This window comes from Streptomyces erythrochromogenes, from assembly GCF_036170895.1.
Taxonomy (GTDB): Bacteria; Actinomycetota; Actinomycetes; order Streptomycetales; family Streptomycetaceae; genus Streptomyces; species Streptomyces erythrochromogenes.
The window spans coordinates 3,138,812-3,152,337 of the sequence record NZ_CP108036.1; the positions used below are offsets into that span (position 1 = coordinate 3,138,812).

A 13,526-nucleotide genomic window follows, 5' to 3' on the forward strand; every position below is an offset into this window, starting at 1 on the left:
TACGGGACCGGGGGGCGCTTCTGCCGTGAAAGGTCAGTGCTCGCCGTTGATGCCGGCGGGCAGCCCCGCGACGAAGGGGTGGTCGCGCTCGATCAGGCCCAGCTTGGAGGCACCACCGGGCGAACCGAGCTCGTCGAAGAACTCGACGTTCGCCTTGTAGTAGTCCTTCCACTCTTCCGGAGTGTCGTCCTCGTAGAAGATGGCCTCGACCGGGCAGACCGGCTCACACGCACCACAGTCGACGCACTCGTCCGGGTGGATGTACAGGGACCGCTGGCCCTCGTAGATGCAGTCGACGGGGCACTCTTCGATGCATGCCTTGTCCTTGACGTCGACACAAGGCTCCGCGATGACGTAGGTCACGCTCTCGTTCCTCCTCGGTAGGGCTTTCCATATCGCGCGGGAGCGCGGCGTCGTCGATGCCCGCACCTAGTATCTCCGTTCCCGGGCACGATCCGAACAGGAGGGGCGGACAGAGCTGTGGAAATCACTGCCGGAGGGCTGCTGGAGGTCCGAATCACCCCGGCTGACGTGGGTAAACGTGTCTCTGTACGACGGGTGGAGACCGGACTGAGCGGATCACCCGAGTTCACGGACACGGTCGGCGTTCTCACATCCTGGGACCAGGGTGTGCTGCTGATCACAAAGAAGAGCGGGCAGTCCGTCCGCATCCCGGAATCCTCGCTGGTGGCGGGCAAGGTCGTGCCCGCGGCGCCGGCCCGGCGGCGGGGTCCGGCGGCCTCCTTCGAGGAGCTGACGAGGGTCTCGGCGCGGGCCTGGCAGCCGCTGGAGAGCGAGCAGCTGGGCGCGTGGACGCTGCGGGCGGCCGCCGGGTTCACCCGGCGGGCCAACTCCGTGCTGCCGACCGGCGACCCGGGCATACCGCTGGACGATGCACTCGCGCGAGTGACCTCCTGGTATGCGGAACGAGGACTTCCGGCCTATGTGCAGGCCGCCACCGGGGCCGCCGGAACGCAGGAGCTGCTCTGCGCGGAGCTGGAAAGCCGGGGCTGGGTGTCCGAGGTGTCGGCGGACGTGCGGATCGGGGCGCTGGCCCCGGTGGGCGACGTGGACGCGCCCGCGAGCGGGTCCGTGACGTTGACCCGTGTCCCGGACGAGGAGTGGCTCGGGCGCTACGGGAGGGTCTCCGACCCGGACGTGGCCCGGAGGGTCCTGGTGGAGGGGCCGTCGGTCTGGTTCGCCTCGCTGCCCGGCGGGCGGGCGATCGGACGGTGCGTGGTGGACGGCCGGTGGGCCGGCTTCGCGGCGGTGACGGTCGATCCGGAACACCGGCGTGAGGGGCTCGCGACGGCGGTGATGGCCGCCCTGGCTCGGCGCGCGCTGGAGGAGGGCGCTTCGGCGGCGTGGCTGCAGGTCGAGACGGACAATCCGGGGGCGCTGGCGCTGTACGAGGGGCTGGGCTTCGCGACGCACCACACCTACCACCACTTCCGGGCGGCCCCGTGAGCACGCCGGAGCGCCGGGAGCAGTTCGCGGCGGAGGCCCGGGCGGAGCGGCCCGACCTGGCGCTGATGTGCCTGCTGCTGGCGGCGGAGGCCGACCCGGAGCTGGACGAACGCGCCATGGACTGGGCGCAGATCGAACTGGACCGGCTGGCCGGGATGCTGCCGTACGGCCTGCGGGGCGGGCCGGCGTGGGCCTCGGCGGTGACGGAACTGCTGGGCGGGCGCCTCGGTTTCCACGGCACCCCGGCGGACTACGAGCGGCTGTCGTCCTCGCTGCTGCACGAGGTGCTGCGGCGCCGGCGCGGCCTGCCGATCCTGCTGTCGGTGGTGTGGCTGGAGGTCGCCCGGCGGGCGGGCGCGCCCGTGTACGGGCTGGGACTGCCGGGGCACTTCGTGGTGGGCTTCGGCGACCCGGAGGAGGGCGTGGTGGTGGACCCGTTCGCGGGCGGCGCCTCCCTGGGCACGGGACCGGCGGAGCTGGCCTCGGGGCCCCGAACGCCGGCCAGGACGCTGGACATCGTGCTGCGGATCCTGACCAACATCCGGGCCTGGGCCTCGACCCGCCCGGAGCAGTCGGGTGTGGCCCTGTGGGCGCTGGAGCTGTCGCTGCTGCTGCCGTCGCATCCGGCGTCGCTGCGCTACGAGCGGGCGCGGCTGCTGGTGGAGCGGGGCTCCTTCCGGGAGGGCGCGGCCGAGCTGGACGCGTACGCCGAGGTGGTGTCGGCCGTGGACACCGACGCGGCGGCCCGCATCCGCGCCGAGGCCGTCTCGGCGCGCGCCCTGCTGAACTGACCGCTGCCCCGGCAGGGCGCCGGTTCCGGCCGGGCCGGGGAGGCGGGGTGCGGCCCGGCCCGCGGCGGGGCGCCCGGGGGCTCCGGCGAGGCCGGTGGTCCCACCGGGACGGGGCTCCACCGGTACGGGCGCACGCCGGGGCGTCTCCTCGGGCGCCGGACGGCCCTCGGGGTCGGCAGGTACGGCGGCGGTGCGTTCGGCGCCCGCGGGGATCGCCCCGGCATACACCCGGCCCCGCCGGAACCGGGGTCCGGGGCAGGAGCCCCGGCGGTGGTGCGGGCCTTCAGAGCCGGCCCTTCTCGCGGGCCGTGCGCACGACGGTGCCCCCGTCCGGGGGTCCGGACGGGGGCACCTTCGTGCCGTGCCTCAGCTCGGGTTGGTGTCGATGACCACGGTCCGCTCGGCCGCGGTCTTGCCGCGCAGGGCCTTGCCGAGCGCACCGGCGACGTCCTGCGGGGTGACCGCCGTCTTGGCACCGGTGCCGCGGGTGATCATGACGCCGTCGAAGGTGTTCCCGTAGGTCGCCTTGAGCGCCTCCAGGTCGAACTTCTCCGTGAGGCGGCCGTCCACGGCCTGCATGCTGAGGATCTTGGGCAGCGACAGCTTGCCGAAGGCGATGGACTTGGCGCCGGCCTTGACGGTGGCGTTGGCGGACATCGCCGGCTCGGCGAACTCCTTCATCGCGCGATCGAGTTCGGCCTGGCCCACGACCGGTTCCTTGGTGACGGTCGGCAGCTGCACGACGGCCGCCTTGCCGGTGCCGACCTGGTCGCGGAAGGCCTTGGTGACGAGGTCGACGGAGCCGTCCACGTCCAGGGTGGTGCCCGCCTTGCCGGGGACCGCGACGGCCTTGCCGCCTTCGAACGTGATCGTGCCCTCGGTGACGGAGCCCGCCGTGCCGGCGAGTTCCTGGAGCGCGACCTGGAGCTTCTCCTCGTCGACGGGCATCACGGCGTCGGCGACCCGCTCGTTGCCGAGGAGGGAGCCGATGACTGTGATCGGGTTGTAGTCGCTGCCGGCCGCGTTGCGGACGGTGGTCTGGGCGTCCAGGGTCAGGCCGGCCTTGTCGGGCTTCAGCTCGACCGGCTTGCCGCCGACGGTCAGCTGGATCGGGGCCCCGGCACGGGTGCCGAAGGCCGTCTGGAGCTTGGAGACGGCGTCGTCGCGGCTGCCGCTGATGTCGACGCCGAGGACGGTGGTGCCCTTGGGGACGTCGGAGTGGTTCAGGAGCAGCCCGGCGCCGTAGGCCACGCCGACGAGCGCCACGATGCCGCCGCCCACGAGGACCAGCTTGGAGCGGCCCTTCTTGGCGGGCTTCGCGGCGGGCTTCGCGGCGGGCTTCTTGTCCGCGGGCGGCGTGGCCCGGGGCGCGGCCGGCGCGGGCGCCGGTACGGGGGCGGGCAGCGGGCCGTCCAGGTCGGGGCCGGGCCAGCCCGCGGCATCCGCGGCGGACGGGCCGCCGCCGGCGGGGCCGGAGCCGAAGCCGGGGCCGCCGGTGGTGGGTCCGGCGGGGCCGCCGGAGTGGCTGTCGTAGACGGGGAACGCCTCGGTGGACGGGCCGCCGTCGCCGTGGTCGGTGCCGTACGCCGGGAAGCCCTGGGTCGCTCCGACGCCGGGGCCGCCGGGCATCGGGGCCGCCGGGGCGGGCGCCTGCGGCTGGGCGTAGCCGGTGCCGTACTCGGCGACGGGCGGCGCCGGGGTGCGCGGCGTCGCGTACGCGGCGTCCGGCTCCGGCGGGGCCTGGAAGTGCTGCGGGGGCGCGAAGCCGGCGCCCGGCACGGGCGGCGGGGTCGGCGTCGCACCGGGCACGCGCTGGGCGAGCGGCGGCGGAGCGGCCTGCGGCATCTGCGCGGCGGGCGCGGGGGCGGCGGCGGGCGGCTTGCGGGGCGCGAACCAGTTGCTGGCCGACTCCTCGGCCTGCGCCGGGGCCGGGTCCGGCTCCGGCGCGGCCTCGACACGGGTCGGCCGGGGCCCCGGGCGCTGCGCGGGCGGGGGCCCGTCCTGCTGTCCGGGCCCCCGCTCCGGCGCCGGCGGGGTCGCAGACCCGCCGCCGGACGTGCCGGAGTTGGTGCCCATCGACTTGCGCACGACCACCGGCGGGATCGGTCGCGAACCCGGGATGTTGATCCGGATGCGGGTCGTCAGGGTCGTCTCGGTCTTGGGCCCGTCGGATTCGGGCGTGGACGGATTCGAGGTCACAGGGTTCTCCTCCGGGGCGGTCGCCGCGCCAGGCCCGGGTGGCACAGTCGTGGACGGGTACTGGCCGGTTCCGTACGGCGGCGTACCCGAGGGGTAAGCGGCTCCACCGTGCCCCTTGGGCCCGGAGGACGAACTGTCGGTTTCACGACTCAAGGCAGGTTCTCCCGGTTGGCTCCGCCGCCCGTCATACCGTGCGCGGGCAGCTCGGCGGCCCGTCCACCATACTGGCCGCCGCCCGCGCGCAACTGACCGCGGCGAATCAGGGGTTCCTCACAGGGCCCGCCAAACCCCCCTGAAGCGCCACGAGAGCCGCCGCCCGCACACCTCGGCCGGACTCCCTACGAGGTCCGACACCACGTCACTTGACGGGCCGGGAGGCCGAAACCGGCCGATCGGCCGGAAGGCTGATCGTGGCACACATCACAGCCACCACCGTTCCGCCCAAAAGGTAGGCGTACATGCCGATTCCGGACGAACTGAGGAGGAAGTCCCCCTCGGGGCGCGGGACGCCGAGCATCACGTAGGAGAGGAACCAGCCGACCGCGCCACCGCCCACCCCGAGGCCGGTCCCCAGGGCGATCCGGCCGCCGAGGAACAGACCGAAGAGGGCCAGCAGCGCGAGCAGCAGCCCGCCGGGGAACCACAGGTCCACGACCAGCCAGCCGGCCGCGCCGGTCAGCGCGCCCAGCACCAGCAGGCCCAGGCAGCCGGCGATCCGGCCCGCCGTCAGGGTGCCGGTCACGCCTCCACCCCCGCGAAGAGGTCGTGTTCGCGCTCGCCCGCCGCGGCGCCCGGCCGGCCCTCGACCAGTTCGTAGTACTCGCGCGCGAACAGCGGCTGCGCCAGGTCGTTGGAGAGGGCGAAGAAGGGTCCGTCCACGGCGATCTGGGTGGCGTGGGCGCGCATGGCGGCGGTCTTGGCCGCCACGAGGGACTCGTCGGCGTCGATCTCGGCGGTGATCCGCCCGTCGTCGACGACCCCCGGTACGTCCTCGGGCGAGGCCAGTCCGGGGAAGGACACCCCGGCCCCGGCGGCGGCCAGCCGGGCGAAGCCCTCCTCGACCACCGAGAGCGGGACGCGGTTCCAGTAGATCTTCCCGATCGTGTGGGGGTCCCCGAGGTCGCGCCGGTACGCGGTCTCCGCGGCCAGTTCGGCGGCGCGCATGGCCACGCGGTGGGCCTGGATGTGGTCCGGGTGCCCGTAGCCGCCGTCCGGGTCGTAGGTGACGAGCACCTGCGGGCGCAGCTCCCGGATCACCTCCACGAGGTACGCGGCGGCCTCGTCCACGTCGGCGGACCAGAAGGCCTCCGGGCGGCGGTTCTGCGGGGCGCCCATCATCCCGGAGTCGCGGAAGCGGCCGGGGCCGCCGAGGAACCGGTGGTCGTGGACGCCCAGTTCGGCCATGGCGGCGGCGAGCTCGCCGATCCGGTGGGTGCCGAGGGTGTCGTCGCGGTCGGCCGCCAGGTGGGCGAGGCCGGGCGGGATGACCTCGCCCTCCTCGCCCAGGGTGCAGGTCACCAACGCGACGTGGGCGCCCTGGGCCGCGTACTTGGCCATGGTGACGCCGTTGTTGATCGACTCGTCGTCGGGGTGCGCGTGCACGAAGAGCAGACGACGGGCGGGAAGACCGTTCATGGGCCTAGCGTAGGGGGTGCCCCGCGCCGGTCCCGGCCTGCCCGCCCTGCCCGGCGGGCCCCGGCGCCGACCGCAGCGACACCCTCTAGAACTTGATGCCGCTGATCATGCTCGCCACGTTCGAGGTGAGCTGGCTGAGGGTCGGGGCGATGGTGGAACTCGCCAGGTAGAAGCCGAGCAGCACACAGACCACCGCGTGTCCCGCCTTCAGGCCCGCCCGGCGGACCAGCAGGAAAACGATGATCGCCAGCAGCACCACGGCAGAGATCGAGAGTGCCACGGCGTTTCACCTCCACGTCGAGCGGACATCGGTACGCGTATTCGTGCTCGGCGAGAGTCATACCCACCGTGCGCTACGGATCATAACTATCCGTGCCAGCGCATCGATCGAAATCCGGCAGCACAAGGGGCGCATGCCGCGCATGGGCGGGGTCACGGAAAGGCCGGCCGGGGAGCGTTTACGCCCCCCGGCCGGCTGTCGGCACCCGCACGGCCGCACAGCACCCAGGCTGCATGCCCCAGATCTCGGGGCAGAAACGGTCAAGTTGCCCGCAGGTAAACCGCGTTGGGAAACCGCGGCCGCCCCCGCAGCCGGAACACGACGGGTGGCCGGAAATCATCGATCGATGGGGTGAGCGTCTCAGCCGGCGTCCTGTCCCCCGGGTCCGTCGGGCCCTTCCGGCGGCACGTGCGGGACCACCCGCTTCTCCGCCGCGAAGTGGCACGCCGAAGGATGCGCCGCCGGACCGGAGGTGAACACTTCGGGGACCGCCAGCAGCGGAACCTCCGTCGCGCAGCGGTCCTGCGCCTTCCAGCAGCGGGTGCGGAAGCGGCAGCCCGACGGCGGGTTGGCCGGGGACGGGACGTCGCCGGACAGGATGATCCGCTCGCGGTGGGCGCGGGCCTGCGGGTCCGGGACCGGTACGGCCGAAAGCAGTGCCTGCGTGTACGGGTGGGTCGGGTGCTCGTAGATCTCGGTGTCGGTGCCGATCTCGACGATCCGGCCGAGGTACATGACGCCGACCCGGTCGGAGATGTGCCGGACGATCGAGAGGTCGTGCGCGATGAAGACGTAGGACAGGCCGAACTCGTCCTGGAGCTTCTCCAGCAGGTTGACGACCTGCGCCTGGACGGAGACGTCCAGGGCGGAGACCGGCTCGTCGGCGACGATGATCTCGGGCTGGAGGGCCAGGCCGCGGGCGATGCCGATGCGCTGGCGCTGGCCCCCGGAGAACTGGTGGGGGTAGCGGTTGATGTACTCCGGGTTCAGGCCGACGACGTCCAGCAGCTCCTGGACCTTGCGGCGCCGGTCGCCCTTCGGGGCCACCTCGGGGTGGATCTCGTACGGCTCCCCGATGATGTCGCCGACCGTCATGCGCGGGTTCAGCGAGGTGTACGGGTCCTGGAACACCATCTGGATGTTGCGGCGCACGGCCTTCAGCGCGCGCCCCGACAGCCGGCTGATGTCCTCGCCCTTGTACGCGATCGAACCCGCGGTCGGCCGTTCCAGGTTGACCAGCATCTTGGCGACGGTGGACTTGCCGCAGCCGGACTCCCCCACGATGCCCAGGGTCTCGCCCGCGTGCAGGCCGAAGGAGACCCCGTCGACGGCCTTGACCGCGCCGACCTGCTTCTTGAAGAGGACGCCCCGGGTCAGCGGGTAGTGCTTGACCAGGTCCTTCACTTCCAGAAGGGGCTCAGCCATGGAGGCACTCCTTCCAGAAGTGGCAGGCGCTGGCCCGCGCCACGGGCGACTCGGTCACCGGGTACAGCGGCGGGACGTCGCTGCGGCATACGTCCTGCGCCATCGGGCAGCGCGGGTTGAAGGCGCAGCCGGGCGGGATGCGGAGCAGGTTGGGCGGCAGGCCCTTGATCGCGTACAGCTCCTGGCCCTTCTGGTCCAGGCGCGGGATGGAGTCCAGCAGGCCGCGCGTGTACGGGTGCGCGGGCGCCTTGTAGATCTCGTGGACGGGGGCCGCCTCGACGATCCGGCCGGCGTACATGACCGCGATCTTGTCGGCGACGTCGGCGACCACGCCGAGGTCGTGGGTGATCAGGATGAGGCCCATGTTGAGTTCCCGCTGGAGCTCGGCCAGCAGGTCCATCACCTGCGCCTGGACGGTGACGTCCAGGGCCGTCGTCGGCTCGTCGGCGATGATCAGCGAGGGCTCCAGCGCCATCGCCATGGCGATCATGATGCGTTGGCGCATGCCGCCGGAGAACTGGTGCGGGTAGTCCCCCACCCGCTGTTTCGCCGCCGGGATCTTCACCCGGTCCATGAGCTCGACGGCCTTGGTCCGGGCGTCCTTGCGGGACATCCCTCGGTGGACCTCGTACATCTCGCCGAGCTGCTTGCCGACGGTCAGCACCGGGTTCAGGGAGGACAGCGCGTCCTGGAAGACCATCGCCATCTCGGCGCCGCGGATCCTGCGCCGCTCGTCCTCCTTCATCTTCAGCAGGTCGCGGCCCTTGAAGAGGATCTCGCCGCCGGCGATCCGGCCCGGCGGCACGTCCAGGATCCCCATCACGGCCTGCGCGGTCACGGACTTGCCGGAGCCGGACTCGCCGAGCACGGCCAGCGTCTCGCCCTCGTCCACCGAGTAGTCGACCCCGTTGACCGCCTTCGCGACTCCGTCGCGCGTCTTGAATTCCACGTGCAGGTCGCGGACCTCGAGCAGCATGTACGGGGCTCCTCAGCGCAGCTTGGGGTCGAGGGCGTCGCGCACCGCGTCGCCGAGCATGATGAAGGCGAGCACCGTGATGCTCAGCGCTCCCGCGGGCCACAGCAGCATGTGCGGGGCGTTGCGGATCTGCGAGGCCGCGTTGGAGATGTCGATGCCCCAGGAGACGGTGGGCGGGCGCAGACCGACGCCGAGGAAGGACAAGGTCGCCTCCAGGGCGATGTACGTACCGAGGGCGATCGTGGCGACGACGATGACGGGGGCGACGGCGTTGGGCGCCACGTGCCGCAGCAGCATCCGGGCGTTGCCGGCGCCCAGGGCCCGGGCGGCCTGGACGTAGTCGTTCTGTTTGGCGGTGATCACCGAGCCGCGGGCGATGCGGGCGATCTGCGGCCAGCCCAGGAGCACGATGAAGCCGACCACGGGCCAGACGGTGGTGCTGGTGACGACCGACAGGAAGACCAGGCCGCCGAGGACGACCGGGATGCCGAAGAAGATGTCGGCGACGCGGGAGAGCAGGGAGTCCCCCCAGCCGCCGAAGAAGCCGGCGAGGCCGCCGAGGGCGGCGCCGAGCAGGGCGGCGCCGAGGGTGGCGCAGACGCCCACGGTGATGGAGGCGCGGGCTCCGTAGACGGTGCGCGTGTAGACGTCGCAGCCCTGGGTGTCGTAGCCGAAGGGGTGCCCGGGGGCGGAGCCCTGCTGGGACTTGGAGAGGTCGCACTGGAGGGGGTCGCCGCTCGCGATGAGCTGCGGCCAGATCGAGATGACGACGAGGAAGAGGATGAGCAGCGAGGAGAGGATGAACACGGGGTTGCGGCGCAGTTGGTGCCAGGCGTCGGACCACAGGGAGCGGGCCCGCTCCCGGGGGCCGGAGGCGCCCGGTCCGGCGGTCTTCTCGATGCCTTCGATGCTCTCGGCCTCGTCCAGCGCGAGATCCATGGGTCCCCCCTGGCCCGTGGGCGAGACCGCCTCCTTCGGGCGGGGGCCGACCGGGTCGTAGCCGCCGGGTTCGGGGCGCTCGGGATCAGGCATAACGGATCCTCGGGTCCAGGACCGCGTAGAGCAGGTCGACGAGCAGGTTCGCCAGCAGGAAGACGATGACGAGGATGGTCACGAAGCCGACGACCGTGGGCGAGTTGTTGCGCAGGATGCCCTGGTAGAGCTGGTAGCCGACGCCGTGGATGTTGAAGATCCGCTCGGTGACGATGGCGCCGCCCATCAGGGCGCCGATGTCGGTCCCGATGAAGGTGACCACCGGGATCAGGGAGTTGCGCAGCAGGTGGCGGGTGACGACCCGGCTGCGGGGCAGGCCCTTGGCGGTGGCGGTGCGGACGTAGTCGGCCTTGACGTTCTCGGCGATGGAGGTGCGGGACAGGCGCGTGACGTAGGCGAGGGAGACCAGCGCGAGGACGATGCCGGGCAGGATCAGCTCGTTCAGCGGTGCGTCCGGGGAGACCGTGGGCCTCACCCATCCCCATTTGACGCCGAAGAGGTACTGGAGCAGGTAGCCCGTCACGAAGGTGGGCACCGAGATGACCACGAGGGTGAGCACGAGCACGGAGGTGTCGACGCTCTTTCCGCGGCGCAGGCCGCTGATCACGCCGAGGGTGATGCCGATGACGATCTCGAAGAAGATGGCGACCAGGGTCAGGCGCAGGGTGACGGGGAAGGCGCTGGCCATCAGCTCGGTGACGGACTGTCCGTTGAAGGCGGTGCCGAAGTCGCCCTTGAAGATCTGGCCCATGTAGTGGAGGTACTGCTTCCACAGGGGCTGGTCGAGGTAGAGGTCCTTGCGGATGCGGGCGGCGGTGGCGGGGTCGGGGGCCTTGTCACCGAAGAGGGCCGCGACCGGGTCACCGAGCGCGTACACCATGAAGAAGATCAGGAACGTGCTGCCGATGAACACCGGGATCATCTGGAGCAGCCGCCGGATCACATAACGTCCCATGGAGTGCTCCATGCTGTTGGCGGGCGCGGCGGGCCCCCCGCGGGGCGGGGGGCCGGGATCCGGGTGAGGGTCAGATGACCTTGATCTGGTCGTAGACCGGGACGCTGAACTGGTTGAGGGAGACGTCCTCGAGGCGCTCGGAGTAGCCGGCGCTGCCGTTCTGGTACCAGAGCGGGATGGACGGCATCTGCTCGGCGAGGATCTTCTCCGACTCCTGGAAGCTGGCGATCGCCTTGGCCGGGTCGCTCTCCCGGTTCGCCTGGTCGACGAGGTCGTCGAACTCCTTGTTGCTGAACTTCCCGTAGTTGGAGGAGGCGCCGGTGTAGTAGAGCGGCTGCAGGAAGTTCTGGATCAGCGGGTAGTCGGCCTGCCAGCCCGAGCGGAAGGGGCCCGTCAGCTTGTAGCTGCTCTGCTGGTTGCGGAAGTCGGCGAAGGTGCCGACCGGGTTGACCGTGCAGACCGGGCCCTCCCCCAGCGCGTTGTTGACGCTGTTGCAGACGGCGTCCATCCAGTCGCGGTGCGAGCCGGTGTCCACGTTGGAGGTCAGCGTGACCTTCCCGCCGGGCAGCCCGCCGCCCTCCTGGATGAGCTTCTTGGCCTCGGCCGGGTCGTAGACGCAGGCGTCGCCGCAGGCCGTGGCGGAGAAGCCGCCCTTCTCGCCGAGGGCCGGCGAGGTCCAGTCCTTGGCGGGCGTCCGGGTCTCCCGGAAGATCTGCTGGGTGATCTCGTCTCGGTTGATGGCCCGCGAGATGCCCTGGCGGACCTTCTCCGTGCCCGGCTTGCTCCACTGCGGGTCGTACAGCGGGAAGGTGAGGGTCTGGATGATGAGGGCCGGCTGGTTGATGTACCGGTCGCCGAGGTCGTTCTTGACGTTCTTCAGCTGCTGCGCCGGGACGTCGTCGACGAGGTCGAGGTTGCCGGAGATCAGGTCGGTGTAGGCGGTGTTGTTGTCGGTGTAGACCTTCAGGTCCACCCCGCCGTTCTGCGCCTTGTCCTCACCGGGGTACGCGTCCCACTTGCGCAGCTTCATGCCGGTGCCCTTGGTGTACGAGTCCACCGTGTACGGGCCGTTGCCGATCGGCTTGTCCAGCCAGGCGGTGTGGTCGGTGAAGAAGGCCTTGGGAAGCGGGGAGAAGGCCTGGTAGCCGAGGGTCTCGGGCCAGGTGGAGAACTTGTCCTTGAGGGCGACGGTGAAGGTCTTGGGATCCTTGACCACCAGTCCGGACATCGTCTTGGACTTGGGTTCGCCGGACGCCGGGTGCACGTCGTCGTAGCCGACGATGTCGGAGAAGAACGGTGAGTTGTTCTGCTTGTTGCGCACGTCCGCGCCGTAGTTCCAGGCGTCCACGAAGGACTGCGCGGTGACCGGCTCGTCGTTGCTGAACTTCCAGCCGTCCTTCAGCGTGACGGTGAAGTTCTGACTGTCCGTCGTCTGGATGGACTCGGCGAGCATGTTCTTGGCCTCGCCGGTCTCGGGGTCGTAGCGCTTGAGGCCGCGGAAGAGCATGTCGAGGACCTTGCCGCCCTGCACCTCGTTGGTGTTGGCGGGCTCCAGCGGGTTCTGCGGGTCACCCCACGACGAGCTGATGATTCCTGCCTCGCCGCCTCCGCCGCTGTCGCTCCCGCCGCCGCAGGCCGTCGCCGCGAGGGCGACGGCCACCGCACATGCGGCCCACTTGGCGTGGGTGGCTCCGCGCATGGAGTGCCTCCTATGGCTCCCAAGACTCACTTAGGGGCCAATGTCACCCTATGAGGGGTGCCGCACACGCACGGTTGGACCGATTGCACCCGCGCGTCCCGCCCCTGTCACCCCTGGGGGTGCAAAGCCAGCTCCCAGGCGTCGACGCCGTAGTGCAGGGCCATGCCGTGCGCCTCGTAGAGCGCGAGTGCGCCGGTCGCGTTGTGGGTGTCCACGCCGAGGCCGATGGTGTCCCGGCCGCGCGCCGCGTAGGCGGCGAAGCCGTGGCGCAGCAGGAAGCCGCCGACGCCCCGGCCGCGCACGTCCTTGCGCACGCCTATGTGGCTCACCCAGGCCATGCTCGTGCGGTCGTCCCGGGTGAGCAGCACGGCGACGTCGCCCTCGCCGGGCAGGCTCGCGATCCACACCAGCGACCAGTCGAGCCCGCGGCCCTCGATGTGGTCCAGCCAGGTCTCGTACGGGCGGTCCACATGGCCGAAGTGGGCGGCGAAGGTCTCCTCGACCAGGGCGTGGGCCCGGTGGCGGTCGGCCTCGTCGGCGCCGCAGTGGCGCAGGGCGAGCCCCTCGGGCGGGGTGGGTGCGAGGTCGGCGGCCGCGGACAGGGAGCGCGTCATGACCTGGTAGCGGCGGATGGTGCGGTAGCCGCGTCCGGAGAGGAGGGCGAGGTCGATGGTGGGCTCCACGTTGAGCTGGAGGCGCAGGACGCCCGGCCCGGCGTTGATCTCACGGGCCCGGTCCTCCATGCGCTCCAGCAGCAGGACCGCGGCCTCGTGGTGGCCGGGCAGCACGTAGTGGTCGCCGTCGACGCGGCCCGGTCCGGAGTCCGCCCAGACGAGGGCGTAGGCGACGAGCCGGCCGTCCTCGAAGGCGAGCCAGGAGTCGGTGGCGAGGTCCACGTCGGGTGCGTTGAGGTCGGACTCGACGGTGCCGAGGTCGGTTTCGGGTCGGCCGATCTCGATCACGTCGACGGCGTTGAGCAGGGCGCAGATGTCAGCCGCGTCCCCGGGGCCGGCGGGCCGTACGGTGATGGTCATTGCGTCACTCTCGGCCCGGGATCCCGGGGTCGCAACCGGTTTCCGCCCGGCACGGGTGGGCACTTCACGGCA

The 13,526-nt window shown here is 71.6% G+C and carries 13 protein-coding genes; 2 read left to right on the forward strand and 11 right to left on the reverse strand.

Translation table 11 applies throughout. The annotated features are described in order from the left end of the window. Positions 1-33: 33 nt before the first annotated feature. A complete protein-coding gene (gene fdxA, locus OHA91_RS13950; protein ID WP_030027294.1) occupies positions 34-363 on the reverse strand; it encodes a ferredoxin in 330 nt (109 codons plus the stop codon). A 117-nt stretch (positions 364-480) separates the two neighbouring features. Between fdxA and OHA91_RS13955 the strand changes: the two genes are divergently transcribed. Then, entirely contained in the window at positions 481-1,467 is a 987-nt protein-coding gene (locus OHA91_RS13955; protein ID WP_266497992.1) for a GNAT family N-acetyltransferase, read from the forward strand. A gap of 65 nt (positions 1,468-1,532) precedes the next feature. Beyond that, positions 1,533-2,258: a transglutaminase family protein gene (locus OHA91_RS13960; RefSeq protein WP_245240119.1), complete on the forward strand. Its 726-nt coding sequence runs from the start codon at positions 1,533-1,535 to the stop codon at positions 2,256-2,258. 366 nt (positions 2,259-2,624) lie between these two features. Here OHA91_RS13960 and OHA91_RS13965 read toward each other — a convergent pair whose 3' ends face one another. The 10 genes from OHA91_RS13965 to OHA91_RS14010 all read right to left on the reverse strand — a co-directional run bounded on the left by OHA91_RS13965 (position 2,625) and on the right by OHA91_RS14010 (position 13,454). Next, positions 2,625-4,610 (reverse strand): hypothetical protein, encoded by a 1,986-nt coding sequence (locus OHA91_RS13965; protein ID WP_456293582.1) that lies wholly within the window; start codon positions 4,608-4,610, stop codon positions 2,625-2,627. 205 nt (positions 4,611-4,815) lie between these two features. After that, entirely contained in the window at positions 4,816-5,199 is a 384-nt protein-coding gene (locus tag OHA91_RS13970) for a DUF6113 family protein (RefSeq protein WP_037632487.1), read from the reverse strand. Then, positions 5,196-6,092 (reverse strand): N-acetyl-1-D-myo-inositol-2-amino-2-deoxy-alpha-D-glucopyranoside deacetylase, encoded by an 897-nt coding sequence (gene mshB, locus OHA91_RS13975; RefSeq protein WP_031151417.1) that lies wholly within the window; start codon positions 6,090-6,092, stop codon positions 5,196-5,198. The genes OHA91_RS13970 and mshB overlap by 4 nt, the downstream gene beginning before the upstream one ends. A gap of 85 nt (positions 6,093-6,177) precedes the next feature. Next, positions 6,178-6,372, reverse strand: coding sequence for a hypothetical protein (locus tag OHA91_RS13980; protein ID WP_030036986.1), 195 nt, complete (start codon positions 6,370-6,372; stop codon positions 6,178-6,180). A gap of 360 nt (positions 6,373-6,732) precedes the next feature. Next, positions 6,733-7,797 (reverse strand): ABC transporter ATP-binding protein, encoded by a 1,065-nt coding sequence (locus tag OHA91_RS13985; RefSeq protein ID WP_031151413.1) that lies wholly within the window; start codon positions 7,795-7,797, stop codon positions 6,733-6,735. Next, the gene (locus OHA91_RS13990) at positions 7,790-8,773 is read right to left on the reverse strand and encodes an ABC transporter ATP-binding protein (protein WP_031151411.1); all 984 of its coding nucleotides are present in this window, start codon (positions 8,771-8,773) and stop codon (positions 7,790-7,792) included. Before OHA91_RS13990 ends, OHA91_RS13985 begins: the two co-directional genes overlap by 8 nt. 12 nt (positions 8,774-8,785) lie before the next feature. After that, positions 8,786-9,712 carry an ABC transporter permease gene (locus tag OHA91_RS13995; protein WP_209441503.1) on the reverse strand — a complete coding sequence of 309 codons (927 nt, stop codon included), beginning with the start codon at positions 9,710-9,712 and terminating at the stop codon, positions 8,786-8,788. An 85-nt stretch (positions 9,713-9,797) separates the two neighbouring features. Beyond that, complete coding sequence (locus OHA91_RS14000) at positions 9,798-10,721, reverse strand: ABC transporter permease (RefSeq protein WP_031151407.1); 924 nt, start codon at positions 10,719-10,721, stop codon at positions 9,798-9,800. A 70-nt stretch (positions 10,722-10,791) separates the two neighbouring features. Further along, complete coding sequence (locus OHA91_RS14005; RefSeq protein ID WP_031151405.1) at positions 10,792-12,420, reverse strand: peptide ABC transporter substrate-binding protein; 1,629 nt, start codon at positions 12,418-12,420, stop codon at positions 10,792-10,794. A 107-nt stretch (positions 12,421-12,527) separates the two neighbouring features. Further along, on the reverse strand, positions 12,528-13,454 hold the full coding sequence (locus tag OHA91_RS14010) for a GNAT family N-acetyltransferase (RefSeq protein ID WP_037632486.1): 927 nt from the start codon (positions 13,452-13,454) through the stop codon (positions 12,528-12,530). Positions 13,455-13,526: the final 72 nt, after the last annotated feature.